Here is a 25,449-nt window from a genome sequence, read left to right as displayed (position 1 = left end):
GCGCGGCGGCGGGGGTGCCGGGCCCTGGGCGACGGGATCGAGCACCATCCCGCCGTGCGATGTCGGTGGGCGCTGCAACGATGGCGGGGTGTCCGATCCGCTCGCCCGCTTCGCGCCCGCCACCCGTGCGTGGTTCCGCGAGAGCCTCGGTGAGCCGACCGCGGCGCAGGAGGCCGCCTGGACGGCCCCCGACGACCGCCACCTGCTCGTGGTCGCCCCGACGGGCTCCGGCAAGACGCTCGCCGCCTTCCTCAGCGCGATCGACCAGCTGTTGCACCGTGAACCCCGTCCGAAGGACGCCCCGCCCCGCGGCACGTCGGTGCTCTACGTCTCACCGCTCAAGGCCCTGGCGGTCGACGTCGAGCGCAACCTCCGGTCGCCCCTCGTCGGCATCTCGCGCACGGCGGCGCGGGAGGGCGAGACGGTCGTCGACGTCAGCGTCGGCATCCGGTCCGGCGACACCCCGCAGCAGGAGCGCCGACGACTCGCCACCCATCCCCCGGACGTCCTCATCACGACGCCGGAGTCCCTGTTCCTCGTGCTCACCTCCGCCGCTCGGGAGTCGCTGCGCGACGTCCACACCGTCATCGTCGACGAGGTGCACGCCGTGGCCGGCACGAAGCGCGGCGCCCACCTCGCCCTCAGCCTGGAGCGGCTCGACGCCCTGCTCGAGCGGCCGGCCCGCCGCGTCGGACTCAGCGCCACGGTGCGCCCGGCCGACGAGGTGGCGCGCTTCCTCGGGGGCGGACGCCCGGTCGAGACCGTCGCCCCGCCGTCGCCCCGCCACCTCTCGCTCGACGTGCGGGTGCCCGTCGACGACCTCACCGACATCCCCGCGATCGACGAGGACAGTCCGTCCGGCACGATCTGGCCGCACGTCGAGCGGCAGGTGCTCGACCTCGTGCTCGCGCACCGCTCGACCCTGGTTTTCGTCAACTCGCGCGGGCTCGCCGAACGGCTCACCTCGCGCCTGAACGAGGCCTGGGCCGACCGCCAGGGCAACGCCCGCGACCCCGGCGCCGACAGCCGCGCACCTGCCCAGGTCTCGGGCGGCAGCAACCAGTCCAAGGGCGTCGCCGACGCCACGCTCGACCTGGTGGCCCGCGCCCACCACGGATCGGTCAGCAAGGAGCAGCGGGCCCTCATCGAGGACGACCTCAAGACCGGACGCCTGCCCTGCGTCGTGGCCACGTCGAGCCTCGAGCTCGGCATCGACATGGGCGCGGTCGACCTCGTCGTGCAGGTCGGCTCACCGCCCACCGTCGCCTCCGGGCTGCAGCGGGTGGGCCGCGCCGGCCACCAGGTCGGCGCCCTCTCCGAGGGTGTCGTGTTCCCGACCTCGCGCACCGACCTCCTCAGTGCCGCGGTCACCGCCGAGCGCATGATGGCCGGCGCCATCGAGGCGCTCCGCGTGCCCGCCAACCCGCTCGACGTCCTCGCCCAGCAGACCGTCGCCACCTGCGCGCTCGAGCCGATCGACGTCGAGGACTGGTTCACCACGGTGCGGCGATCCGCGCCGTTCGCCTCGCTCCCGCGCCGGGTCTACGAGGCGGTGCTCGACCTCGTGTCAGGCCGGTACCCGTCGGAGGACTTCGCCGAGCTGCGGCCCCGGGTCGTGTGGGACCGCGACGCCGGCACGCTCACCGGGCGCCCCGGCGCGCAGCGCCTGGCCGTCACCAACGGCGGCACGATCCCCGACCGCGGCATGTTCTCGGTCGTGCTCCCGGTCGACGAGGAGTCCACCGCGTCGCGCCCCGCGCCGCGCCGGGTCGGTGAGCTCGACGAGGAGATGGTCTACGAGACCCGCATCCAGGACGTCATCTCCCTGGGCGCCACGAGCTGGCGCGTGCAGGAGATCACGCACGACCGGGTCATCGTCGTGCCCGCTCCCGGGCTGCCCGCGCGGCTTCCCTTCTGGCGCGGCGACGCAGCGGGTCGCTCGCCGGAGCTCGGTGAGGCCATCGGCGCGGCGGTGCGCGAGCGCGCCGCGGGTGGGAGCGGCGGCTCGAGGGCGGCGGACGACTCGCCGCTGCTCGACGACCGCGCGGCCGCCAACCTCGACGCCTTCCTCGCCGAGCAGCGCGCGGCCACGGGGGTCGTGCCCACTGACCGCACCCTCGTGGTCGAGTCGTTCCGCGACGAGCTGGGTGACTGGCGCGTGGTGCTGCACTCGCCGTACGGCCGCCGGGTGCACGCTCCGTGGGCCCTGGCCGTGGCGGCCCGCATCCGGGAGCGCTACGACCTCGACGGCGCCGTGGTCGCGTCCGACGACGGCATCGTCGCGCGCCTGCCCGACCTCGACGGCGACGCCGCACCGGCGCTCGCCGAGTTGTTCGCGTTCGACCCGGACGAGCTCGAGCGCATCGTCACGGCCGAGGTCGGCGGCTCCGCCCTGTTCGCCGCCCGGTTCCGCGAGTGCGCCGCGCGCGCCCTGCTGCTGCCGCGCCGCAACCCGGGCTCGCGGGCACCCCTGTGGCAGCAGCGCCAGCGCGGGTCGCAGCTCCTCGAGGTCGCCCGGCGCCATCCGGAGTTCCCGATCCTGCTCGAGACGGCCCGCGAGTGCCTCCAGGACGTCTACGACCTCCCGTCGCTGACCCGCCTGATGCGCGGAGTCGACGACCGCAGCGTCGCGCTCGTCGAGGTCACGACCGAGAAGGCCTCGCCCTTCGCCCAGAACCTGGTGTTCGGGTACGTCGCCGCCTTCCTGTACGAGGGCGACGCCCCGCTGGCCGAGCGCCGGGCCGCCGCCCTCTCGCTCGACTCCGGCCTGCTGGCCGAGCTGCTGGGCCGCGCCGAGCTGCGCGACCTGCTCGACCCCGAGGTCGTGCGCGAGGTCGAGGCCGAGCTGCAGCGCACCGCCACCGACTTCCGGGCCAAGAACCCCGAGCAGGTCGCCGACCTCGTCCGCCGCCTCGGCCCCATCCCGGCCGACGAGGTGCAGGAGCGCAGCACGGAGCCGTCCGAGGCCCCCGCCTGGCTCGCCGAGCTGCAGGAGTCGCGGCGCCTCATCGAGGTCAACGTCGGCGGCCGCGCCATGTGGGCCGTCATCGAGGACGCCGGTCGGCTGCGTGATGCGCTCGGCGTCGCCCTGCCGCTGGGGGTGCCCGCCGCGCACCTGGAGCCGCCCGCCGACGCGCTGGGCGACCTCGTCTCCCGGCACGCCCGCACCCACGGACCGTTCTCCGCCACGGCCCTGGCCGCTCGGTGGGGCCTCGGCGTCGGCCCGGTCCGCGACGTCCTCAAGCGGCTCACGGCCGACGGCCGTCTGGTCGAGGGCGAGTTCCGCACCGATGCCGACGACGCCGCGGGCCCCGATCGGACCGAGTGGGTCGACGCCGAGATCCTGCGTCGTCTGCGCCGCCGCAGCCTCGCGGCCGCCCGACGCCAGGTCGAGCCCGTCGACGCGACGACCCTCGTGCGCTTCCTGCCGGGCTGGCACGGGCTCGATCGCGGTCGCCGGGGCGAGACCGGGCTGCTCGACACGATCGACCAGCTCGCCGGCGTGGCCCTCCCGGCCAGCGCCTGGGAGTCCGTCGTGCTCCCGGCGCGGGTCACCGACTACTCCCCCGCGATGCTCGACACGCTCCTGGCCGAGGGCGAGGTCGCCTGGATGGGCGCGGGCACGCTCGGTCGCACCGACGGCTGGCTCCGGCTGCTCCCGGCCGACCTCACCGGCCTGCACGATCCCCTCGAGCTCGACCTCTCCGACCTGCACACGGCGGTGCTCGAGCGGCTGCGCGCCGGTGGCGCGTTCCGGTTCACCGACCTCACGGCCCAGCTCGACGATCCCGAGATCCAGGCGGCCGACGTGCTGTGGGACCTCGCCTGGGCCGGGCTCGTCTCCAACGACTCCTTCGCCCCCGTGCGGTCCCGGTCGGGCAGCCGCGGGTCGACCCGCGCCCGACCGACCGGGCGCCCCCGGCGGCTCAACGCCCGGGCGCTCCGGCCGGCCTCGCCCCCGGCCCTGGCCGGTCGCTGGTTCGCCCTTCCGGACGACCCGGTCGACCCCACCCGCCGCGCCGTCACGCGGGCCGAGCTGCTCGTCGCCCGCCACGGCGTGCTCACCCGCGGCGCCGTCATGGCCGAGCAGGTGCCCGGCGGGTTCGCCGACGTCTATCGCGTGCTGCGTGAGTCCGAGGACCGCGGCGCCGTGCTGCGCGGCATGTTCGTCGAGGGGCTCGGGGCCGCGCAGTTCGCCGCCACCTCGACGATCGACGTGCTGCGCTCCCACGTCCGCGAGAGCGACGACGAGTCGGGCGGACCCGCCTACGCGCTGGCCTCCACCGACCCGGCCCAGCCGTTCGGGGCAGCCCTGGCCTGGCCCGAGACCCTCGCCGCCGCCGACAGCACCCACCGTCCGTCGCGGCGCGCCGGATCGCTGGTGCTGCTGCACGACGGCGCCCTCGTGGCGTACGTCGAGCGCGGCGCCCGGCGCATCCTCACGTTCACCGACGACCCCGCGCACCTCACCGCGGCCGCCGCCGCCCTGGCCGACCTCGGGCGCACCGGCCGCGTCGGGCGCCTCCGCGTCGAGACGGTCGACGACCGCACGGTCGGCGGCACCGCCCTGGGCGAGGCCATGAGCGCCGCCGGGTTCAAGGCCCACCCGAAAGGCCTGCAGCTCCGATGACCACCTACCACCACGGAGCGTGCCGTGCCTGAGGGCGACACCGTGTTCCGCACCGCCGAGAAGCTCCACCGCGGGCTCTCGGGCCAGGTGCTGACCGTCTCCGACCTCCGGGTCCCGCAGCACGCGACCGCCGACCTCACCGGCCTGGTGGTCGACGAGACCGTCAGTCGTGGCAAGCACCTGCTGACCCGCATCGGGCCGTGGACCCTGCACACCCACCTGCGCATGGAGGGGGTCTGGCACGTGCACCCGCACGGCACCGCGTGGCAGCGACCCGCACACTCGGCGCGCGTGGTGCTGGAGACCGCCGAGACGCAGGCCGTCGGCTTCTGGCTGGGCATGGTCGACCTCGTGCCACGCGACGCCGAGCACACCGTCGTGGGGCACCTCGGCCCCGACCTGCTCGGCCCCGACTGGGACCTCGACGAGGCGCTGGCCCGACTCTCCGCCGCTCCCGAGCGGCAGGTGTTCTCGGCCCTGCTCGACCAGCGCAACCTCGCCGGATTCGGCACCGAGTACGTCAACGAGCTGCTGTTCGTGATGGGCGTGCGTCCCACGACCTCCGTCGCCGGGGTGCCCGACCTGCGGCGCATGATCGTGCGCGGCCAGCAGATGATCCGCGTCAACTCCACGCGCTGGGAGCGCTCCTTCACGGGCAGCACCCGGCCCGGTCAGGAGCGGTGGGTCTTCCACCGCGAGCGCAAGCCGTGCCGCCGGTGCGGCACCCGCATCGCCGACGCCGACCTGGGCGACGTGCCGACCCAGGAGCGCAACGCCTTCTGGTGCCCGCACTGCCAGCCGTCGGCGTGACGAGCTCGCTCGCCGCAGGCAACAAGCTCGCTCGCGAGCGGTGACAAAGTCTCTCGCGAGGGGTCAGACGGCGGTGGGGGCCTTGGCGGGCGCGGTGTCCCAGACCATGGCCTCGTCCAGGTCGGTGCGGCGGTGGTCGATCGAGTCGAGCCACCAGTTCTGGCGGATCGTCCACGGCCGGCTCGTGCCCTGCTTCGGCAGCAGAGACGCGACCCGCTGCACGTAGCCCGAGGTCAGGTCGAGCAGCGGGCGCTCGTCACCACCGGGACCGTCCGGGTGCGGCGAGCCGAAGCGGCGGCCCGTCGACCGCAGGTGCTCGACGAAGCTCGCGACGTACTGCGACGTCAGGTCGGCCCGCAGCGTCCAGGACGCGTTGGTGTAGCCGACGCACCAGGCGAGGTTCGGCACGCCGCTGAACATCAGACCCTTGTAGACGTACAGCTCGTGCGGGTCGAGCACCTGGCCGTCGACCTCGATCTCGGCCGTGCCGAACGTGACGAGCTGCAGGCCCGTCGCCGTCACGACCACGTCGGCGGGCAGGTGGGTGCCGTCGGTCAGCTCGATGCCGTCCTCGGTGAAGCGGGCGATGTGTCCCGTCGCGATGTCGGCCCGGCCGTGCCGCAGGGCGCGGAACAGGTCGCCGTTCGGCACGATGCACAGGCGCTGGTCCCACGGGTCGTAGCTCGGGTTGAGGTGGGTGTCGACGTCGAAGCCCTCCGGCAGCGCGCGGCGGGCCCTGGCCAGCAGGATCTTGCGCGCGAGCCTCGGGAACCGCTGGCAGAACTCGTAGAAGCCCACCGCGACCGAGGCGTTGCGGAACCTCGTGATCCGGTGCGCGATGCCGTCGGGCAGCAGCCGCCGGGTCAGACCCGCGAGGGCGTCCTCCTGCGGGAGGCTCGTGATGAAGGTGGGCGAGCGCTGCAGCATCGTGATGTGCTCGACCTGGTCGGCGAGCGACGGGATCAGCGTCACCGCGGTGGCGCCGGAGCCGATCACGACGACGCGCTTGCCGCTGACGTCGAGGTCGTCGGGCCAGAACTGCGGGTGCACGACGGTGCCCGCGTACGCGTCGAGTCCCGGGAACTCCGGGGTGTAGGCCGTGTCGTAGGAGTAGTAGCCGCTGCAGAAGTAGACGAACGACGCCGTCACGGTGACCGGTCCGTCCGGACCGTCCGCGGTCACGGTCCACCGGGCGTCGTCGCTGGACCACGAGGTCCGCACGACACGGTGTCCGAAGCGGATGTGGGGCACCACGCCGTCAGCCAGCGCCGTGTCCTCGATGTACTGGCGGATGTCGGACCCGTCGGCGATGGACTTGCGATGGGTCCAGGGCCGGAACGGGTAGCTCAGCGTGTACATGTCGCTGTCGGAGCGGATGCCGGGGTAGCGGAACAGGTCCCACGTGCCGCCGATGCGGTCGCGCGCCTCCAGGATCGTGAACGAGGAGCTCGGCGAGATCTCGCGGAGACGGTGCGCGGCACCGATGCCGGACAGTCCGGCCCCGACGATCAGGACGTCGACGTGGTCAGCACTCATGAGCCGCTCCTTCGATGTGACACTGCGAATGTCACCATACCGATGGTATGTCCGGTTGTCACCGTCCTTGCCTAGACTGTGCGCGTGACCGACACCGACCAGGCCGCCGCGCTCCCCACCACCGCCCCCCGCGAGGGCCTGCGCGGCTACGGCATCTTCCTGATCGTGACCGGCGGCATCTCGCTCGCCGCCGCGCTGATCCTGACGATCGAGAAGGTCAATCTGCTCGAGAACCCCGAAGAGGCCCTGGCCTGCGACCTCAGCGCGTTCGTGAGCTGTGGCGGCGTGGTGAACCAGTGGCAGGCCTCGGTCTTCGGCTTCCCCAACCCGCTGATGGGCATCGTCGGCTTCACCATCGTCGTGATGCTCGGCATCCTGCTGGCCACCGGTACGGTCCTGCCCCGATGGTTCTGGGCCGGCATCGCGGTCGGCACCACGTTCGGCATCGGCTTCGTGACCTGGCTTCAGAGCCAGAGCATCTACGACATCCAGGTCCTGTGCCCGTACTGCATGGTCGTGTGGCTCATGATGATCCCGATGTTCGTCGTCTCGATCGGACACGTGCTGCAGGAGTACCGCCCCGGGTCGGGTGTCGCCCGCTTCGTGACCGAGTGGCGGGTCCTCATCATCGCGCTCTGGTACGTCGTCGTCGCGAGCCTGATCTGGTTCCAGTTCGGCACCACCCTCTGGGCCTGACGTCGGGGCCCGACAGGGCCCTGACAGGTCTGACACCCGGGAGCCACCGGCGGGTCACCCGGCGTACACCGTCGGGTCACCGCGACTCCCTACGTTCCCGCCCATGCCCTTCTCCCCCCTCCGCCCGGCGCCCCGACGCCGGCTCGGGGCCCTGGTCACGGCCACGGCCCTGCTCGTCCCCCTCACGCTCCTGAGCGCCGCCCACGCGGCCGTGCCGGTGCACACCGACTCCGCCGACGACGCCGAGATCTCGCTCGAGGTGCTCGGCACCTTCGGCACCGGCCAGTTCGACGAGAGTGCCGCCGAGATCGTCGCCTTCCACGCCGCGACCGATCGCACCTTCGTCGTGAACGCGCTGTCCGGCGAGATCGACGTCCTCGACGCCTCCGACCCGACCGCGCCGACCAAGATCGGCTCGATCGTCGCCTCCGACGCCGAGGCCATCGAGTCCGGTGCCGCCGCGAACTCGCTGGCGATCCGCGCCGACGGCCTGATCGTCGCCGCGATCGAGTCGCCCACCAAGACCGACGCCGGCTGGCTGCTGTTCGCCGATGCCGCCACGCTGGACGTGCTCGGCACCGTGCAGGTCGGCGCGCTGCCCGACATGGTCACGATCTCGCCCGACGGCACGCGCGCCGTCGTCGCGAACGAGGGTGAGCCCGACGACGACTTCCTCGTCGATCCCGAGGGTTCGGTCGGCGTCGTCGACCTGCCGAGCACGTTGGCCGCACCCAGCCAGGAGGCGGTGCGGACGGCGACGTTCCACGACTTCGAGGAGGGTGGCACCAAGACGCTGCCCGAGGACGTCCGCGTGTTCGGGCCGACGCCCGAGGAGGGCAACCCGGTCTCGCGCAACCTGGAGCCCGAGTACGTCGCGATCGATCCCGACGGCGCCACGGCCTACGTGGCCCTGCAGGAGGCCAACGCCGTCGCGGTCGTCGACCTGGCCACCGCGACCGTCGACGAGATCTGGCCGCTCGGCTTCAAGGACCACTCCCTCCCCGGCCAGGGCCTGGACCCCTCGGACCGCGACGGTGGCGTGAACATCGGCACCTGGCCGGTCAAGGGCATCTACATGCCTGACGGCATCAACGCCTACGAGGCCGCCGGCTCGACCTACCTGGTCACGGCCAACGAGGGCGACGCCCGCGAGTGGGGCGACTACGTCGAGGGCCTGCGTGCCAAGGACCTCGGCAAGAACGGCGTCCCGCCGATCTGCGAGGGCGTCCCGGCCGCCGCCGCCAAGGGCGACGCCGCCCTGGGCCGCCTGAACGTCACGACGGCGAACGGACTCAACGAGGCGGGCACCTGCTACCAGGAGCTGTACTCCTTCGGCGGGCGCTCGTTCTCGATCTGGTCGACCGACGGCACGCTCGTCTTCGACTCCGGCCAGGAGTTCGAGGAGACCGTCGCCCGCGTGCTGCCGCAGTACTTCAACTCCAACCACACCGAGTCGAACTTCGAGGGCCGCAGCGAGGACAAGGGCCCCGAGCCCGAGAACCTCACGATCGGCACGGTCGGCGACCGCACGTACGCGTTCATCGGCTTCGAGCGCGTGGGCGGCGTGATCGCGTACGACATCACCGACCCGGCGAACGCCGAGTACGTCACCTACCTGAACAACCGTGACTTCACGGTGTCGGCCGAGGGGTCGCTCGAGGACGCCGCGGACCCGGCGGCCGTCCTGGCCTCCGCGGGCGATCTCGGGCCGGAGGGCCTGACGTTCGTCAAGGCCGCGGACTCGCCCACGGGGCAGGCGCTGGTGATCGTCGGCAACGAGGTCTCCGGCACCACGACGTTCTTCGGGGTCTCGGACCTCGTCGAGCCCGAGCCCACCCCGCTCGCGGTGACGCTCGACAGCCCGACGGTCCAGGCCGGCGGCACGCTGAGCGGCGACGTCACCGGCGCGGAGGGCGGCGAGCAGCTGGCCCTGACGCTGTTCTCCGATCCCGTGGCCCTCGGCACGGTCACCGCGACGCCTGCGGGGACCGCCGCCTTCTCGGTCACCGTCCCGGCCACGGTCCCGGCCGGGGCGCACACGCTGCAGGTGGCGGGTCCGTCCGGCACCGCCACGGTCGCCGTCACCGTGACGGCAGCGCCGGGTGCCGATACCGGGACCGGCAGCGGCTCGGGCACCAGCGCCTCGGGCAACCTGCCGGGCACCGGCTCGGAGCTCGACCAGTGGATGATCGTCGCCGCGCTCACGCTCCTTGTCGTCGGAGCCGGGCTCGCGACGGCCGCCGGACGACGTCGCACCGACGGGTGACGACCTCCCGCCTGGGCCGGCCCCTCGGGGGTGGGGCCGGCTCAGGCGGGGTGGGCCGTGACGACGTGCTCGGCGAACAGGCCGGGCCACGCCACGACCCCGTACGGCGTGCGCGCCACCTCGAGCCGGCTGCCGTGGATCGACTTGTGCAGCCGGTTCGCGGTCGTCATGGGGTGCGTCCGGTCTCCGGTCCAGGCGAGCACCAGCGTCGGCACCTGGATGCGCACGATCAGCTTGCGGTGCGGGAGGTCGCTCGCGGCGGCACCGCGCAGCACGGACGGCAGCAGCTCCTCCGGGACGGTCGGGAGCGTCTCGGGTGCGTGACCCATCGCGGGCACGGCCGGGGTGTCGACGTCGAGCGCGTGGAACGCCGTGATGCCCTCCCGCTCGACCAGCTCCGCGTTCGCGAGGTAGGTCTCGGCCTGGGCACGACGCGTGCGGCCGGCGGTCGGCGGGGTCACGAAGGTCAGGCTCGCGAAGCGTCCGGGGTCGCGGGTCGTGGCGTGCATGAGCGTGCCGGTGCCCATCGACGGGCCCACGCCGTGGACCCGCTCCCCCGGCGCGACGTGGTCGAGCAGCGCCAGCAGGTCGCCGGCCAGCCGGTCCCACTGGTAGGTCTCGGGCTCGGCCGTGCCCGTCGACCCCCCGTGTCCGCGAGCGTCGTAGCGCAGGATCCGGTGGCCACGCAGGGCCCGCGAGAGGTCGAGCCCGAGCTGGCGGTCGCGGTCGCGGCTCGAGGTGAGGCCGTGCAGCTGCACGACCAGAGGACCGTCGGTGCCGTCGACGTCGTACGCGATCGCGGCACCACCCGTGGTGAACGTGTGCACAACACCTCGCACTCTGTCGTCCTGCCGCCCGCGGCCCGGCGCCCCCGCCGGTGCCCGGTTCCCGGGCGTCGCCGCGCCTAGGATAGCCGCGATGCGCCTCACCAACGTCGCTCACATGAGGCTCCCCCCAGGGCGTGTGACGAGTCTCTCCACGGGGCTGGTCGGGCTGCCCGGCGACGCCGTGCCCATCTCGTACGACCAGCGACGCCACGTGGGAGCCGGCGATCGCGACGGGTCGTGGATGGCGCTCTCGTTCCGGCTCGACCACGACGTCTCGCCCGCGCAGCTGGCCACGGCGTGGGCTGCGGTCGTGGCGCGCCACGGGACCCTCCGCACCGCGTTCTCCCGCACCAGCGAGCCGGGGGGCCCTGACCGGCTCGACCTGCACGAGGTCGGGGTCTCGGTCGGCGAGTGGGTCGAGCACCGCCCGGCCGACTCCGAGGAGACCACGCGCGCCGTCCTGCGTCGCGTCCTGGACGCCGCCTGCCGACCGTTCGGCGAGCCGTCACACCGCCTGTGCGTGATCATTCCGGACGATCCCACCGACTCCCGCCCGGTGGCCGTGATCGCGGCCGACCACAGCCACCTCGACATGTGGTCGCTGCTGGTGCTGCTGCGCGACCTGAGGTCCTGCCTGGACGACCTCCTCGCCGGCCGTGTCCCCGGCGGTGACCTCGAACCCGCCGCCTCGTTCGCCGCCCACACCCGACAGCTCGAGGAGCGACCGCCCGCCCCGGCCGCGGTCACCGAGCGGTGGGCCGACGTCCTCGCGGCCGACGAGGGAGCGCTCCCCCGCTTCCCCCTGCCGCTCGGCGACGTGTCCGAGCCGCGGCCCGAGGTCGTCGAGGTGCGTGACGTGCTCGACGCCGTCGACCTCGAGCACCTCGCCAAGCACGCAGCCGACCACGGCGTGAGGATCACGGCCCTCGCCCTGGCAGAGGTCGCCGCCGCGACCAGCGAGCTCTCGGGTCGCACGCTCAGGGCGGTCTTCCCGGTGCACAGCCGCGACGACGCGGCGTGGAGCGGAGCCGTCGGATGGTTCATCACCAACTCGGTGCTGGAGTGCTCCGACCCCTCACCGCTCGGGTGCTCCTCCGCCCTGAAGGAGAGCCTCCGACTCGGTTCGCACCCCCTCGCCCCGATCCTGGGTCACCTCGACCGCGAGCTCTCCCCGCCCGGCATGTTCGCGCTGTCGTGGCTCGACTCGCGTCGGCTGCCCGCGGTGCCAGCCGGGCTCGAGGTGCAGTGGGTCTCGGCCGTCACCCGTACCGACGGGGTCATGGCCTGGTTCCTCGCGGGTGACGACGGCCTGCACCTGCGGTGCCGCTACCCCGACACCACCGAGGCCCGCGAGAACGTCGGACGCTGGCTCGACGCGGTCGTCGACCGTGTCAGGGGTGCGGCGCGCCCCACGCCCGTGCCGCACCCCTGACGCAGGTCAGTCGCGCCGCGGACCTGCGTGGCGGCCCGGGGTCGCCTGTCGGCGTCGGACCACGGCCACGCCGACGGCAAGCAGGAGCAGCCCGGCCAGCAGGAGCAGGAGCGCCGGTCCGCCGGTGCTCGGCAGCAGACCGATGACCGAGTCCGACAGGACGGCCGTGGGCGGCGTGACCCGGTTCTCGGTGCACCACGGGGTCGCCGGGTCGCAGACCGTCGGGGGCGACGCGTCGCCGAGCACGAGGAAGTTCGCGACCACGTCGTCGCCCCGCTGACCGAGGTCCTTGACCACGACGGCGTACTCCACCACGACCGTCGCCCCGCCGGCCAGCTCCCCGGTGACGGAGAAGCGCTGGTCGACGACGGACGAGACCTGCGCCCCGAAGGCGTCGCCCACGACGCGAGGCGCGCTGCTGAGCCGGGCGTCGTCGAGCACTGCGGCGAGGTGGTCGGTGTGGTCGAGCGGCGCACCGACGCCTCCCAGGTTGGTGAAGGTCAGTCGGTAGGTCAGCGTCTGACCCGCCACCACCTGCGTGCCCGAGGCCGGGTCGACCGACTTCGAGACCGCCACCTCCGAGACCGGGTTCGTCGTGCACGTCTCGGTCGCCGGGTCGCACTCCGACGGCGGCTCCTCGTCTCCGGCGAGCAGGAAGTTCGCCAGGACCGAGTCACCACGATCCGCGGCCGCCGCCACCGTGACCTCGTAAATCACCTGCGAGGTGGCGCCTGCGGGCAGGTCGCCCGCGACGGTGAAGCTCTCGTCGAGGACCGTGATCGACAACCCGTCGGAGCTGTCGAGGGCCGGCCCGGTCGTGAGCGCCGCGTCATCGAGCACCCCGGCGAGGTCGTCGGTGTGGTCGACGGACGCGGGCACACCGCCACGATTGGCGAAGGTGAGCGTGTACGTCAGCACCTGGCCGGGCACGACCGCGGTGCCGGACGCCGGGTCGACCGACTTCGTCGCCGTCAGCTCCGCCACCGGCGTCTCGGTGCAGAGTCGTGTGGCCGGGTCGCAGTCCGACGGCGGAGCGCCGCCACCCGGCACCAGGAAGTTGGCCAGCACCGAGTCACCGCGACCGGTCTCCTTGACCGTGACGGAGTACTCGACCACGGCGACCCGGCCGGCGGCCAGCTCGCCTCTCACGTCGAGGCGATCGCCCGTGAACGGCAGCGGCACGATCGACAGGCCGAAGCCGTCGTTTCCGTCGAAGGCCGGACCGGCGGTGAGGGTCGCGTCGTCCAGCACCCCCGCCAGGTGGTCGGAGTACTCCACGGGGACGCCGACCGCGCCCCGGTTCTCGAACGTCAGCGCGTAGGTCAGCTCCGCACCTGGTGCCACGGGTCCGGCCGAGGGCGTCACCGCCTTCGAGACCGCGAGCTCGACGACCGGGTTCGTGGTGCACGTCGGCGTCGCCGGCTCGCACGGCACCGGGGGCTCGGCGTCGCCCTCGACCAGGACGTTCGCCAGCACCGAGTCACCACGGTCGGCCGCGGCGGCGACCGTCACCTGGTAGGTCACGGAGGCGGAGGCTCCGCCCGGAACCGTCCCGGTGACCCGGAAACGGTCGTCGCCGGCTCCCAGCGGGCTCGGCGTGACCGTCAGACCGGGGCTGGACGCGACGGGCTGCGAGGTCAGGGCGGCGTCGTCCAGCACTCCGGCGAGGTGGTCGACGTGGTCGAGCGCGACGGCCTCACCGCCGCCGTTCGCGAAGGTCAGCGTGTAGGTGAGGACCTGGCCGGGCTCGACCGCGGTGCCGGAGGCGGGGTCGACCGTCTTCGTGACGCTGAGGTCGCCGGGCACCGGATGGGTGGTGCAGGTGGGCAGCTCGTCCGGAGCCGGCACGCACTCGGTCGGGGGCTCCTCGCCCGCCTCGACCAGGTAGTTGTCCAGGACGCCGTCACCCTGCGCCGTCGTCGACACCCGAGCCGTGTAGCTGACGGTCACGGAGCCGCCCCCGGGCACCCGGCCGGAGATGGCGATCTCGGCGTCCCTCAGCTCGGCGACGACGTCAGCGGACGAGCTGACCGGCGCCCCGACCAGCTCGGCGTCGTCGAGGAGGTCGGACAGGTCGTCGACGTGGTCGAGGTCGACCGTCGCGCCTCCGGTGTTGCGGAACGTCAGCGTGTAGGTGACCGAGTCGCCTCGCACCAGCGCGGCTCCCGAGCCCGGGTCGGACGTCTTCTCGATCTCCAGGTCGCCCGGGATCTCGGTGCTCGTGCACGACGTGTCGTCGCCGCCGTCCTCCGTGACGCAGTTGTCCAGCACGGCGTCGCCGAAGCCGCTCGCCTTCGGCACGACGGAGTAGGTCACGGTGACGGGGTCGCCACGGGAGATCGTGCCCGAGACCTCGAGCCGGTCGCCGTTGTGGACGGCGGTGACCGCCGGGCTCGACGAGACCGGACCGGAGCTCAGCGTCGCGTCGTCCAGCACGTCGGTCAGCACGTCGGTGTAGCCCACGGTCGCCGGCTGCCCGCCGGAGTGGGTGAAGGTCAGCGTGTACGTGACGGCGCCGCCCGGCACGAACGAGCCCGCGACGGCCTTCGCGACCGACACGTCACCGGGGACGGGGTGCGTGGTGCACGTGCGGGTGCTCGCGTCGCAGGTGGGCGGCGGCGCCTCGCCACGAGGAACGACGTAGTTGTTCAGGACCCCGTTCCCGCCGCCGGGCACCGGGTCCGGCACCTCGACCGTGTACGTGACCGTGAAGGTCTCCCCCGCCGGGACCGTGCCGGAGACGAGCAGACGACCACCCAGGAGCGCGGCCGAGAGCGCCGGGTCTGACGTGGTGACGTCGGAGACGGTCGCGTCGTCGAGCACGTCGGTCAGCACGTCGTCGTGCGCGACCGTCGCGGGGCGACCACCGGTGTTGGCGAACGTCAGCGTGTACGTCGCGGTCGAGCCGGGAACCAGGGGCTGCCCCGACGCCGGGTCGGAGGTCTTCGACACGTCCAGGGCGGCCGGGACGGCCGTGTTGGCCAGGACGCAGGCGATGTTCGCGCCTGCCACCGGCGTCAGCGGCCACGACCCCGAGAACGGCTGCCCGGTCGGCAGACCCTTCTGCAGCCCCGCGGAGTCGGTGCACGTGAGCGAGGCCGTGTACGCAGCGAGGTCCGTGCTCCCGACGCCCGCCTCCGTGAGGTGGTGGACCGAGGTCGTGGCCACGTACGTGCCCGTCGTGCCGGTGCCCGCCGCAACCGTCGACCCGGAGCCCGCGGTGACGGCGTTCGCCGTCGAGCTGACGACCGGGCCGGCCGCCGATCCGGGCCGGATGGCCACGGAGAACTGGTCACCGGCGCGGCCGCGCGGGACGTCGAGCGCCTTCGTCAGGGTGATGCGGGGTGCCCGCACGACGAGGGTCGCGTCCTCGGGCGGCTCCAGGAACGACGTCGTGACCTGAGACGGTCCGTTGACGTACGAGCCCTCGGCTGCTGCGGTGACGTCCACCGTGACGGTGCACGAGGCCTGCCCGACCGCCAGGTCGCCACCCGCCACCGTGACGGAGGTGGAGCCTGCGGCCGCCGTGCGAGTCAATGCCGCGCCGGTCGTGCTGGTGCAGGTGCCGCCCACGTTCGGCGACGTCGACACGGTGAGCCCGCTCGGGAGCGCGTCGGTGAAGCCCCAGTCGACCTTGCTGGCCAGCTCGGTCGTGTTCGTCACGGTGAAGGTGAGGGTCGAGGTGCCGCCCGGTGCGATGAGCCCCGGCGTGAACGCCTTGTCCAGGCTCGGCGTGGCGTCGAGGAGGCGCAGGTTGTCGATCGCGGCGTCGTTGCCGCTGCCCGTGCCGGTCATGTTGACCAGCCCCATGCGCAGCTCGCTCGCGGCCCATCGGATCGAGCCGGGGGACGTCAGGGTGGTGACCTGGGTGTTGGGCTGCGCCCCTTGGGGGCACCCTGACACCGGCGTGCCGAGGTAGACCCGGTCGGGCGTCGCATCGGCCGCGGAGGCGGAGGTCTGGACGAAGAAGCGCATCTGGGCAGGGTTCGCGAAGCAGTTCGTGTTCGCGACGTCCAGGGACGCGACGTAGTAGCGCTGGGCCGGAGCCGTGACCTGGGGCGAGAGCAGCTGCACGTGACCGGCGCCCGGGCTGATGCCGTTGTGGGTGTACGACGAGATCGCGTGGTTCGCGGGGTCACCGCCGCCCAGCGCGGTCGCCATGCTCCGGATCCCCGCATACCCGCTGTCGGGTCCGATGTTCGTGCAGCCACCGAGCCCCGCAGGCGGGTTGGCGGAGCCGTTGACCCAGATGCCGTTGCACGCCGCGGCATCCAGCCACGCGGCGTGGGCGCTGAACTCCGGGAAGGCGGTCGTGAGCCGTTGCGGCGCGGTGCCCGACCCCGACGCCGGCGGCTCGAAGTCCTCGGAGAAGACGGGCCTCGGCGCCTCGGGGACCCCGGCCGCGACCGGCCGCAGGTCGTCGGTCGCCACCAGCGGCACGTCGCCGCCCGAGCCCGGACGCTCGGCCTGCACGACCACCGACGACAGGACCAGCAGGAGTCCGAGCGTCGTGACCAGGCGGGCTCGGAGGATCCCTCGATGCATGCGTACTCCCTTTGACTTCCCCACCCGGCGCGGCAGGACGTCGCATGCGACCACGAGGTTGGCCCCTCGACGGGCTGGTGCGGGCGGATCGGGGACGGGGATCCAGGGGCGACGCAGGTCGCCGCGTGATTGACGTCACAGCGTGGTTGCGTGGCGCGACGGGTGGGTCCGGTGGGGTTCGGGTGCGGAACCCCGATCCTCAGCCGACCGGCGCTGCGGGGATCCCTTGCTGCGCGCCTTCGGCGCGGACGCAGGGGCCCACTCGATTCCCCGCAGCTCCACGACGAACGTGACGAGGCCCCGGCCTCCCCGCAAGAGCGGGGAGGCCGGGGCCTCGTCACGTCGTGGAGCTGCGGGGAATCGAACCCCGGTCCTGTAACGCTGCATCAGGGCTTCTCCGGGTGCAGTCCGTCAGACGCTTTTCTCAGCCCCGGTGCTCGGACGAACACGTCACCGACAGGCTCAGTCACGAAAAAGTCCCGATCACGCCCCGTGACACGGCGTGACCAGCAAGTCCCCTGCATGAGACAGACGATCCGGGACGGGGACGCTCCCGGGTCTGCCCTTCACCAGTCGCTGTCAGGCAGCGAGGGCGAAGTCAGTGCGCTTGGAATCGGCACTTATGGGTTGCAACGATCGTTTGAGAGATGACGTTGCCTTCTCTACCCGCTTCACCTGATCCGAACGACAACAGTCGAAACCGATCAGCCCCTCTTGAGTTATCTGCCCAGCATAGCGCTGCGGGCCGACGGGACATTCCCGTAGGCCCGCAGCGCCGGTCGGACCGGCTGGTCTCAGAGCTTGTAGTCCTTGAGGAGCGCGCGGCCGATGATCATCTTCTGGATGTCGGAGGTGCCCTCGCCGATCAGCATGAACTTGACCTCGCGCATGATGCGCTCGATCTCGTACTCCTTGGAGTAGCCGTAGCCGCCGTGGATCCGGAAGGAGTCCTCGACGACCTCGTTGGCGTACTCGGAGGCGAGCATCTTGGCCATGCCGGCCTCGACGTCCATGCGCTTTCCGGTGTCCTTCAGGCGCGCCGCGCGGACCATCATCGTGTGGATGGTCTCGACCTTGGTGGCCATCTCGGCCAGGCGGAACAGCACGGCCTGGTGGTCGGCGATCTGCTTGCCGAACGTCTTGCGCTGCTGGGCGTAGGCGATGCCGAGCTCGAAGCCGCGGATCGCCATGCCGCAGGCGCGGGCGGCGACGTTGACGCGGCCGACCTCGACGCCGTCCATCATCTGGAAGAAGCCCTTGCCCGGCTCACCGCCCAGGATCTGCTCGGCGGCGATCTGGTGGTCCTCCAGGATGAGCTCGGTCGTCTCGACGCCCTTGTAGCCCATCTTCGCGATCTTGCCCGGCACCGTGACGCCCTGGGCCGTCTCGCCGAAGCCGGCCTCCTTCTCGACCAGGAAGGTGGTCATGTTCTTGTAGACGCTCTCGGCGCCCTCGTCGGTCTTGCACAGCACCGCGACCAGCGTGGACGTGCCGCCGTTGGTCAGCCACATCTTCTGGCCGGTGATCGAGTACGAGCCGTCGTCCTTCTTGGTGGCCTTGGTCGAGACCGCCGAGACGTCCGAGCCCAGACCCGGCTCCGACATGCTGAACGCGCCGCGGACCTCGCCGGTGGCCATCTTCGGCAGGTACTTCTTCTTCTGCTCCTCGGTGCCGTGCTGCATCAGCAGGTACGCGACGATGAAGTGGGTGTTGATGACGCCCGAGACGCTCATCCAGCCGCGCGCGATCTCCTCGACCACCAGCGCGTAGGTCAGCAGCGACTCGCCGAGGCCGTCGTACTCCTCGGGGATCGTCAGGCCGAAGACGCCGAGCTCCTTGAGGCCCTCGATGATCTCGGTCGGGTACTCGTCGGCGTGCTCGAGATCCTGCGCGACCGGGATGATCTTCTCGTCGACGAACTCGCGGATCGTCGAGAGGATCGCGGTCTGCTCCTCGGTCAGGCCCTCGGTGCTGGCGAGACGTCCCATGCGTGACTCCCTGGTCAAAGTGTGTGCAACGACGGGGTGACTCTAGCCCCCGTCGATCGAACGCACGCGCTCAGTCGACCCGTGGGGCCTCGACCAGGTCCGTCTCCTCGGGCGCGCGGTGGGTCACCACGAAGGCCAGGCCCGCCAGGATCAGCACGAGTCCGACCCACACGCCCGCGTGCGGCACCTGGTCGAGGAACACCCCGGCGAGCAGGGCCGCCAGCGGCACCTCCAGCAGCAGGAGCAGCGAGACGATCATCGGGCTGATGACCGCGAGCAGGTGGTTGAGGATCGAGTGGCCGAGGAACTGGGCCGCGACCGTCACGCCTGCGATGAGCAGCCAGTCGCGGGTCGAGAAGCCGGCCAGCGGGACGCCTCCGACGACAGCAGCCGCCAGCAGCGCCAGGCTGCAGACGGAGTAGCAGACCGCGGTGTAGGCCGTCGTCGACAGCTCGGTGCGCACGGCGCTGCCGGCGACGAGGTAGAGCGCGGCGAACAGCCCGCCGGCGACGGCGAGCCCGTCACCCACGAGCGCGCGGGTCGAGACGGTGAAGTCGAAGCCCGAGACCACCAGGACGCCGGCGATCGCCAGGGCGCAGCCGATGCCGGCCTGGAGTGGCACGGACGCGCCGCGGATCCGGTCGATCAACATGACCCACACGAGCTGGGTCGTCACGAGCGCCGTCGCGGCAGCCACGGACGTGAGCTTGAGCGAGGCGACCCAGGTGGCGAAGTGCAGCGCGAGCATCAGCCCGGCCACGACCACGAGACGGCGACCTCGCGGCGACAGCGCCTGCAGCTCGTCGCGGCGCCGCATCAGCGTGATCGGGGCGAGCACGACCGAGGCGGCCGCGTTGCGCCAGAACGCGATCGCCAGCGCGGGCGCCGCGGTCGCGGCCATGAGCGGTCCGGACGCGGAGACGCCACAGATCGCGACGACGGCCAGGAGTGCGTTCACCGGGACAGTCTGCCCGCCGCCCAGCACGTGACGTCGCACCGCGTCGCAGCACCTACCCTCGATCCATGACTGCACCCCGCGACGCCGACGGGTCGAGCCGGGCCTGGCAGCGCGACCATCCCTGGGCGTTCGTGTACGACCGGATCTCGGGCGACTCCCGGGTCGGCGCGCTGCTGTGGCGCATCGGCGTCGGGTCCGGGGTCGACGTGCTGCACCGCCTCGCCACGAAGGAGCTCGCACGGCTCGAGCCGGGCTCGACCGTCATCGACATCCCGTGCGGCGGGGGCATCGTCCTGCGCGACCTCCCGCAGGACCACGGCCTGCGCTACCTGGCCGCCGACATCTCGCCCGCGATGCTCGAGCGCACGCGATCCGAGGCGCGACGCCGCGGCCTGGCCGGGATCGAGACGACCGAGATGGACGTCGGCGACCTGCCGCTCGACGACGGCTCGGTCGAGCTCGTGCTCGCCTTCACGAGCCTGCACTGCTTCCCGGACCCGCGCGCCGCCGTGGCCGAGATGGCCCGCGTGCTCGCCCCGGGTGGTCGGGTGGCGCTCAGCACGATCCTGACCGACACCCCGTGGCCCTACCGCGGCGTCTGGCCCGTCGGCCGCGCCGCGGGGGTCCTCGGCCCCGGCTGCTCCGGATCCGAGCTGCGCGCCTGGAGCGCAGCATCCGGCCTGGTCGACATCGACCTGCGGGCCGCCGGCGGGCTGGCCTACCTGACCGCAACCCGAGACTGACGCCGCCCGAAGATGTTGCACGGCGCGACCGGTGACAGAGTGGACCGCATGCCTGGCACCAATCTCACCCGTGAAGAAGCCCAGCAGCGCGCGTCCGTGGTCGCCGACCCGACCTACGACGTCGCGCTCGACCTCACCACCGGCACCGAGCGCTTCGGCTCGGTCACGACCCTGACGTTCTCGGCCACCGCCGGCGCGTCGACGTTCGTCGACCTGGTCGACGCCGAGATCGACACCATCACGCTGAACGGCGCGTCGATCGATCCGGCCGTCTACGCCGACAGCCGCATCCCGCTCGAGGGCCTGCAGGAGCACAACGAGCTCGTCGTCAGCTCGCGCAACCTGTACTCGCACTCCGGCGAGGGCCTGCACCGCTTCGTCGACCCGAGCGACGACAAGGTCTACCTCTACACGCAGTTCGAGGTGCCCGACGCCCGCCGCGTGTTCACGACGTTCGAGCAGCCCGACCTCAAGGCCGAGTTCACCTTCCACGTCACGGCGCCCGCCCACTGGCAGGTCGTCTCCAACTCCCCCACGCCCGAGCCGGCGCCCGTCGACGGAGACGCCGACTCCGCCACCTGGCACTTCGCGCCCACCAAGACCATGTCGACCTACATCACGGCGCTCGTCGCCGGCGACTACCACGTGGTCCGCGACACCTACACCGGAGAGCGCGGCGAGATCCCGCTCGGAGTCTTCTGTCGCCAGTCGCTCGTGCCGCACCTCGACGCCGACGACATCCTGCTCATCACGAAGCAGGGCTTCGCGTTCTTCGAGGACGCCTTCGAGATGGCCTACCCGTTCGGCAAGTACGACCAGCTGTTCGTGCCGGAGTACAACATGGGCGCGATGGAGAACGCGGGCTGCGTGACCTTCCGCGACGAGATGATCTTCCGCAGCCGCCAGACCCAGGCCGCCTACGAGCAGCGGGCGAACACGATCCTGCACGAGATGGCGCACATGTGGTTCGGTGACCTCGTCACGATGAAGTGGTGGGACGACCTGTGGCTCAACGAGTCCTTCGCCGAGTGGGCCGCGCACCACTCCAGCGTCGAGGCCACCCGGTTCACCGAGGCGTGGACCGGCTTCACCAACAACCGCAAGAACTGGGCCTATCGCCAGGACCAGCTGCCCTCGACCCACCCCATCGCGGCCGACAACTACGACCTGCACGCGGTCGAGGCGAACTTCGACGGCATCACGTACGCCAAGGGCGCGTCGAGCCTCAAGCAGCTCGTCAGCTGGGTCGGTCTGGACGACTTCCTCGCCGGACTGCGCGCGTACTTCGCGAAGCACGCCTACGGCAACACCGAGCTCGCCGACCTGCTGCACGAGCTCGAGGAGTCCTCGGGCCGGGAGCTGCAGTCGTGGGCGGCCGAGTGGCTGCAGACCACGGGCGTCAACACCCTGCGCGCCGAGTTCCAGACGGGTGACGACGGCGCGTTCACGTCCTTCGAGGTCGTGCAGACCGCCCACCCCGACCACCCCACGCTGCGCCGCCACCGCATCGCGATCGGCCTGTACGACCTGACGGACGGGCGCCTGGTGCGCCGCGAGCGCATCGAGACCGACGTGACGGGCGAGCGCACCTCGATCGACGAGCTGGTCGGGCGGTCGCAGCCCGACCTGGTGCTGCTCAACGACGACGACCTCACCTACGCCAAGATCCGCCTCGACGAGCGCTCGTTCGCGACGCTCGTGCAGGGCATCGCGACGTTCGAGGAGTCGCTGCCGCGCGCGCTCTGCTGGGGCGCGGCCTGGGACATGACGCGCGACGCCGAGCTGGCCTCGACCGACTTCATCGACCTCGTGCTGGCCGGCATCGGCACCGAGACCGACCTGGTCGCCGTCGGCGCCCTGCTGCGCCAGGGCCTGGGCGCGGTCAACCTCTACACGCCCGAGGACGACCAGGCCGAGCTCGCCGCCCGGTGGGAGGCCGGCATCCGCTCGCTCGTCGAGGCGGCGGAGCCCGGCAGCGACCACCAGCTCGCGCTCGTGCGCGGGTTCGCCGGCGCCGCGCTGACGCCCGAGTACCTGCGCGCGTTGCTCGCGGGCGAGCTCGAGGGGCTCACGGTCGACGCCGACCTGCGGTGGAGCCTCGTCTCGGCGCTGGCCCGCATCGGCGACGCCGACGCCGACGAGATCGCGGCCGAGCTCGAGCGTGACGACACCAACTCGGGCCGCGAGCGCGCTGCCGGGGCCCTGGCGCTGCGCCCGCTCGCGGAGGCCAAGGAGGAGGCGTGGCGTCGCGCCGTCGAGGACAAGACCACGCCCAACGAGACCCGCCGCAGCATCGCTGCCGGCATCCAGGTCGCGGGGCAGGCCGAGGTGCTCGCGCCGTACGTCGAGAAGTACCTCGAGACGGCCGAGACGATCATCGACGAGATGGGCGTCTGGATCGGTCAGATCGCGCTGATCAACCTCTTCCCGAACGCCAACCCGTCGCTGTCGACGCTCGACCGCGTCGACCAGTGGCTCCAGACGACCTCGGCCCCGGCCGCGGCCGTCCGCTACGTGTCCGAGGGTCGCGACGACCTGGCTCGCGCGCTGCGGGCGCGGGCCGGCGTGACCGGCTGACGCACCGCCCCGCACGCAGAAGGGCCGCTGGAGGGGATCCTCCGGCGGCCCTTCTGCGTGGTGTGGCTCAGTGGTGGTCGACGTCGCCCGTCGAGACGTGGACCTCGTTGCCCGGGGCCGGCGGCACGTAGTTGTTGCGCGACAGCAGCGACGTGAGGACCCAGATGACGACGATCAGGCCGACCGGGATGCCGACGAGCAGCACCGAGTAGCCGAGCCAGCCCAGGCCCTCCTCCTGCTCCCAGGTGATGGGGGTGTCAGCCATGGCGGCGGCCGGCGCGACGACCAGCATCGTGAGCACGGACGAGACGAGGGCGAACAGGCGCGCGGGGGTCGACATGCCCTCATCGTACCGGCCCGTACGCTGGAGGACATGCCGGACCTCGACCTGTCGTTGCCCGACGGAAAGCTCTACGAGTACCTCGTCGAACGCCCCGCGGGCGTCCTGATCATCGTCGCCGTCGCCCTCCTGGTGCGATGGATCGTCAAGCGATTCATCGGGCGCATCGTGCGCCGCGCCAGCCAGGGCACCGTTCCCGGCGTGCTCGCCAACTCCAAGGCGGGCGAGATGCTCGCCGACCTGCGTCCGGGCGCCTCCGAGCGCCGTCGCCAGCGCGCCTCGGCGATGGGCGACCTGCTCGGGTCGATCGCCACGATGATCATCATCGGCATCGCCTTCGTGATGATCCTGGACCAGGTGGGCGTCAACATCGCTCCTCTGCTCACCGGCGCGGGCATCCTCGGCGTCGCCCTCGGCTTCGGCGCGCAGACGTTGGTCAAGGACTTCCTGGCCGGCATCTTCATGATCATGGAGGACCAGTTCGGCGTCGGTGACGTCGTCGACATGGGCGAGGCCGCCGGCACCGTCGAGGCCGTGGGCCTGCGGGTCACGCGGCTGCGCGACGTCAACGGCACGGTCTGGTACGTCCGCAACGGCGAGGTGCTGCGCGTGGGAAACCAGTCGCAGAACTGGGCCCGCACGGTGCTCGACGTGACGGTCTCCTACGACGCCGACCTCGCACAGGTGCAGCGGGTCCTCGCCGACGTCGCCCACACGCTCTACGAGGAGCCCGCGCTCAAGGGCATCATCATCGAGGAGCCCGAGGTGTGGGGCGTCGAGCGGTTCGACAAGGACGGCGCGGTCGTCCGCGTCGTGCTGAAGACCGCGCCGCTCGAGCAGTGGACCGTCGCGCGGACGATGCGTCAGCGCATCAAGGCGAGCTTCGACGAGGCCGGCATCCGCATCCCGACCTCGTTCCAGACCACCGTCGAGGACCAGCAGTGACGACCTCCGGCGCCGCGCCCACCTTCTACGACGAGATCGGCGGACGCGCCACGATCGAGAAGATCGTGCACGTCTTCTACTCCGGCGTCGCGACCGACCCGCTGCTGCGGCCGATGTATCCCGAGGCCGACCTGGGCCCGGCCGCGGAGCGGTTCACGCAGTTCCTCGAGCAGTACTGGGGCGGACCCACGACCTACAGCGAGCAGCGCGGCCATCCCCGGCTGCGCATGCGGCACGCCCCGTTCGAGGTCACGCCGGCGGCGAAGGACGCCTGGCTCGCGCACTTCCGCGACGGGCTCGACGCCGCTGCCCTCACGCCGGAGCAGGACGCCCGCTTCTGGGAATACGCCCAGCACGCCGCGCAGTTCATGATCAACACGCCCGGCTGAGCCAGATCTCGGGCTAGAGGCTCTCGAGGTAGGTGCGCTCGGCCGTGGTCAGCGACCGGGCCGCCTGGGTCTCGACGTCGAAGGCGACCAGGACCGCGCTGTTGCGGGCCAGCACCGTGTCACCGTCGCGCCACTCGCAGACCACCGTGAGCGACTTGCTCCCCAGGCTGGTGACGCCGACCGTCATCTCCCACGGCTCCCGGCGCCACGGGACCGGCGGTGCGTACTCGACCTCGAGGTGGGCCACCACGACGTGGCCGAGCTCGCGCACCGTGCCCGCGCGCGACATCCAGATGATCCGCGCCTCCTGGAAGTACTCGAACACGCGGACCGGGTCGACGCGGCCTGACGCGTCGACGTCGCCGCGTCGGCCGCGGAACGGGGCCGAGGTGCCCGAGACCTGGGGCGCGCCGAGGTCCGTGCGGGTCCCGAGCCTGGTGCGGACGCGGGCGTGGAGCACCGGCTCGCCCTGCTGCTCCGGGTCGGCCGACCGATCGACGTCCTGGAGGATCTCCTGCTCGAGGACGTCGCCGTCGAGCCGCTGGTCGACCAGGACGGAGCGCCTCGACAACGGCATGGGACGCACGAAGTCGATGCCGATCGAGACCGGCTCGAGGGCTGCGTCGAGCGTGCCGTCCTCGACCAGCGCGGCGCGGGCCTCGGCCGCGTACGCCAGGTACACGACGTTGTTGACGTGGTTCAGCTGGTCCAGGTCGGCCCAGCGCATCGGCAGGCGGTAGCGCGTCACCGGGCGATCATGCCAGCGA

The 25,449-nt window shown here is 72.2% G+C and carries 16 protein-coding genes and 1 other RNA gene; 9 read left to right on the top strand and 8 right to left on the bottom strand.

Annotated features, from left to right (window positions below; genetic code table 11):
* Positions 1 to 88 precede the first annotated feature (88 nt).
* Both LO931_RS17255 and LO931_RS17250 read left to right on the top strand, forming a co-directional pair.
* Positions 89 to 4,630, top strand: a complete 4,542-nt coding sequence (locus LO931_RS17255; protein WP_229055096.1) for an ATP-dependent helicase — start codon at positions 89 to 91, stop codon at positions 4,628 to 4,630.
* Between the two features lie 24 nt (positions 4,631 to 4,654).
* Entirely contained in the window at positions 4,655 to 5,440 is a 786-nt protein-coding gene (locus LO931_RS17250) for a DNA-formamidopyrimidine glycosylase family protein (protein ID WP_229055095.1), read from the top strand.
* Between the two features lie 63 nt (positions 5,441 to 5,503).
* Here the strand turns inward: LO931_RS17250 and LO931_RS17245 are convergent, their stop codons facing one another.
* Positions 5,504 to 6,976 (bottom strand): NAD(P)/FAD-dependent oxidoreductase, encoded by a 1,473-nt coding sequence (locus tag LO931_RS17245; protein ID WP_229055094.1) that lies wholly within the window; start codon positions 6,974 to 6,976, stop codon positions 5,504 to 5,506.
* A gap of 84 nt (positions 6,977 to 7,060) precedes the next feature.
* On the opposite strand from LO931_RS17245, the gene LO931_RS17240 reads away from it, so the two are divergent.
* Positions 7,061 to 7,672: a vitamin K epoxide reductase family protein gene (locus LO931_RS17240; protein ID WP_229055093.1), complete on the top strand. Its 612-nt coding sequence runs from the start codon at positions 7,061 to 7,063 to the stop codon at positions 7,670 to 7,672.
* 103 nt (positions 7,673 to 7,775) lie between these two features.
* Positions 7,776 to 9,938 carry a choice-of-anchor I family protein gene (locus tag LO931_RS17235; protein ID WP_229055092.1) on the top strand — a complete coding sequence of 721 codons (2,163 nt, stop codon included), beginning with the start codon at positions 7,776 to 7,778 and terminating at the stop codon, positions 9,936 to 9,938.
* Positions 9,939 to 9,979: 41 nt separating this feature from the next.
* Here LO931_RS17235 and LO931_RS17230 read toward each other — a convergent pair whose 3' ends face one another.
* Complete coding sequence (locus LO931_RS17230) at positions 9,980 to 10,765, bottom strand: alpha/beta fold hydrolase (protein ID WP_229055091.1); 786 nt, start codon at positions 10,763 to 10,765, stop codon at positions 9,980 to 9,982.
* 136 nt (positions 10,766 to 10,901) lie between these two features.
* On the opposite strand from LO931_RS17230, the gene LO931_RS17225 reads away from it, so the two are divergent.
* Positions 10,902 to 12,197, top strand: coding sequence for a condensation domain-containing protein (locus tag LO931_RS17225; protein ID WP_229055090.1), 1,296 nt, complete (start codon positions 10,902 to 10,904; stop codon positions 12,195 to 12,197).
* Between the two features lie 6 nt (positions 12,198 to 12,203).
* Here the strand turns inward: LO931_RS17225 and LO931_RS17220 are convergent, their stop codons facing one another.
* The 4 genes from LO931_RS17220 to LO931_RS17205 form a co-directional block, all read right to left on the bottom strand.
* The gene (locus tag LO931_RS17220) at positions 12,204 to 16,742 is read right to left on the bottom strand and encodes a hypothetical protein (RefSeq protein ID WP_229055089.1); all 4,539 of its coding nucleotides are present in this window, start codon (positions 16,740 to 16,742) and stop codon (positions 12,204 to 12,206) included.
* A 342-nt stretch (positions 16,743 to 17,084) separates the two neighbouring features.
* Positions 17,085 to 17,454: a transfer-messenger RNA gene (gene ssrA / locus LO931_RS17215) on the bottom strand.
* An 82-nt stretch (positions 17,455 to 17,536) separates the two neighbouring features.
* The gene (locus tag LO931_RS17210) at positions 17,537 to 18,730 is read right to left on the bottom strand and encodes an acyl-CoA dehydrogenase family protein (RefSeq protein WP_229055088.1); all 1,194 of its coding nucleotides are present in this window, start codon (positions 18,728 to 18,730) and stop codon (positions 17,537 to 17,539) included.
* Between the two features lie 70 nt (positions 18,731 to 18,800).
* A complete protein-coding gene (locus LO931_RS17205) occupies positions 18,801 to 19,688 on the bottom strand; it encodes a DMT family transporter (RefSeq protein WP_229055087.1) in 888 nt (295 codons plus the stop codon).
* 65 nt (positions 19,689 to 19,753) lie between these two features.
* On the opposite strand from LO931_RS17205, the gene LO931_RS17200 reads away from it, so the two are divergent.
* A complete protein-coding gene (locus LO931_RS17200) occupies positions 19,754 to 20,431 on the top strand; it encodes a class I SAM-dependent methyltransferase (RefSeq protein WP_229055086.1) in 678 nt (225 codons plus the stop codon).
* Between the two features lie 48 nt (positions 20,432 to 20,479).
* Positions 20,480 to 23,008, top strand: a complete 2,529-nt coding sequence (gene pepN, locus LO931_RS17195) for an aminopeptidase N (RefSeq protein ID WP_229055085.1) — start codon at positions 20,480 to 20,482, stop codon at positions 23,006 to 23,008.
* Between the two features lie 67 nt (positions 23,009 to 23,075).
* On the opposite strand, the gene LO931_RS17190 is transcribed toward pepN, so the two are convergent.
* Positions 23,076 to 23,348: a hypothetical protein gene (locus LO931_RS17190; protein WP_229055084.1), complete on the bottom strand. Its 273-nt coding sequence runs from the start codon at positions 23,346 to 23,348 to the stop codon at positions 23,076 to 23,078.
* 33 nt (positions 23,349 to 23,381) lie between these two features.
* On the opposite strand from LO931_RS17190, the gene LO931_RS17185 reads away from it, so the two are divergent.
* Positions 23,382 to 24,293 carry a mechanosensitive ion channel family protein gene (locus LO931_RS17185; RefSeq protein ID WP_229055083.1) on the top strand — a complete coding sequence of 304 codons (912 nt, stop codon included), beginning with the start codon at positions 23,382 to 23,384 and terminating at the stop codon, positions 24,291 to 24,293.
* Positions 24,290 to 24,682, top strand: a complete 393-nt coding sequence (locus LO931_RS17180) for a globin (RefSeq protein ID WP_229055082.1) — start codon at positions 24,290 to 24,292, stop codon at positions 24,680 to 24,682. The genes LO931_RS17185 and LO931_RS17180 overlap by 4 nt, the downstream gene beginning before the upstream one ends.
* A 13-nt stretch (positions 24,683 to 24,695) precedes the next feature.
* Here LO931_RS17180 and LO931_RS17175 read toward each other — a convergent pair whose 3' ends face one another.
* Positions 24,696 to 25,430 carry an acyl-CoA thioesterase gene (locus tag LO931_RS17175; protein WP_229055081.1) on the bottom strand — a complete coding sequence of 245 codons (735 nt, stop codon included), beginning with the start codon at positions 25,428 to 25,430 and terminating at the stop codon, positions 24,696 to 24,698.
* Between the last annotated feature and the right edge of the window lie 19 nt (positions 25,431 to 25,449).

Origin of the sequence: Aeromicrobium sp. Leaf350, assembly GCF_916858655.1 — a bacterium.
Classification (GTDB): Bacteria; Actinomycetota; Actinomycetes; order Propionibacteriales; family Nocardioidaceae; genus Aeromicrobium.
Note: the sequence above shows the minus strand (reverse complement) of the source record. Positions and strands in the feature narration are given on the sequence as shown.

What these genes read in the sequence shown, in the direction of transcription:
- LO931_RS17235 (WP_229055092.1), top strand. Translation starts at nt 7,776, where the DNA reads ATGCCCTTCTCCCCCCTCCGCCCGGCGCCCCGACGCCGGCTCGGGGCC.
- pepN (WP_229055085.1), top strand. Translation starts at nt 20,480, where the DNA reads ATGCCTGGCACCAATCTCACCCGTGAAGAAGCCCAGCAGCGCGCGTCC.
- LO931_RS17185 (WP_229055083.1), top strand. Translation starts at nt 23,382, where the DNA reads ATGCCGGACCTCGACCTGTCGTTGCCCGACGGAAAGCTCTACGAGTAC.
- LO931_RS17190 (WP_229055084.1), bottom strand. Translation starts at nt 23,348, where the DNA reads ATGTCGACCCCCGCGCGCCTGTTCGCCCTCGTCTCGTCCGTGCTCACG.
- LO931_RS17210 (WP_229055088.1), bottom strand. Translation starts at nt 18,730, where the DNA reads ATGGGACGTCTCGCCAGCACCGAGGGCCTGACCGAGGAGCAGACCGCG.
- LO931_RS17220 (WP_229055089.1), bottom strand. Translation starts at nt 16,742, where the DNA reads ATGCATCGAGGGATCCTCCGAGCCCGCCTGGTCACGACGCTCGGACTC.
- LO931_RS17245 (WP_229055094.1), bottom strand. Translation starts at nt 6,976, where the DNA reads ATGAGTGCTGACCACGTCGACGTCCTGATCGTCGGGGCCGGACTGTCC.
- LO931_RS17200 (WP_229055086.1), top strand. Translation starts at nt 19,754, where the DNA reads ATGACTGCACCCCGCGACGCCGACGGGTCGAGCCGGGCCTGGCAGCGC.